At 40.6% G+C, this 820-nt stretch carries 1 protein-coding gene; it reads left to right on the top strand.

The genetic code is table 11. From position 1 onward, the window contains the following. Positions 1–33 precede the first annotated feature (33 nt). Positions 34–807, top strand: a complete 774-nt coding sequence (locus KJB35_RS28115) for a nuclease-related domain-containing protein (protein ID WP_054575577.1) — start codon at positions 34–36, stop codon at positions 805–807. The last annotated feature ends 13 nt before the right edge of the window (positions 808–820 follow it).

Below are 820 nucleotides of genomic sequence, written 5' to 3' on the forward strand. Positions count from 1 at the left end.
CTTAACGCGGCGTTAGTTGAATAGGGAAAATCCGTGAATATTTTTGAAGTATTTCTTAATGTGCTTGCGCAAGTCTGGTATCTAGTGCCTTTATTGCTCATTGTTAGCGTTTTCAAAAGTAGGTGGCTAAAAGGTGTGTTTGGTGAGTTTCTCGTGAACCGTCTTTTGTCCAAATTACCAGAGCCTGATTACACACTAATAAAAGACGTAACGTTGCCGACTAACGATGGTACAACTCAAGTCGACCATATTGTGGTTTCTAGATATGGCATTTTCGTCGTTGAAACTAAGAATATGAAAGGTTGGATATTTGGTTCAGCTCGCCAGAAACAGTGGACACAAAAGATTTACCGTCATTCCTCTAAATTTCAGAACCCACTGCATCAGAATTACAAGCACATAAAAGCTCTGGAAACCTTGCTAGGTTGCAGTGAAGAACACTTGCATTCAGTTATTGTTTTCATTGGCGACAGTACCTTTAAAACCGAAATGCCTCCAAACGTTACCTACGCTCGAGGAAGTATTCGATACATTCAGCAATTTAACGAGGTAGTGTTCTCTGACAATGATTATGCTCGGTTAACAGAGTCTATAAACCGGCTAAAGTTAAAGCGCGGAGTCATTACGGATTTAAAGCATCGTAAACATGTCAAAGAAGTTGTTGCATCCAAAGTTAGCTCAAATGAGTGCCCCCGTTGCGGCTCTGAAATGGTGTTGCGTGAAACCAAGCGTGGTGAAAATATAGGTAAACAGTTTTGGGGTTGTTCAACCTTTCCCAAGTGTAGGGCTGTGAAACAATTCAACTAACAAACTGTTTAAG

Origin of the sequence: Vibrio sp. D431a, assembly GCF_030248655.1 — a bacterium.
Classification (GTDB): domain Bacteria; phylum Pseudomonadota; class Gammaproteobacteria; order Enterobacterales; family Vibrionaceae; genus Vibrio; species Vibrio alginolyticus.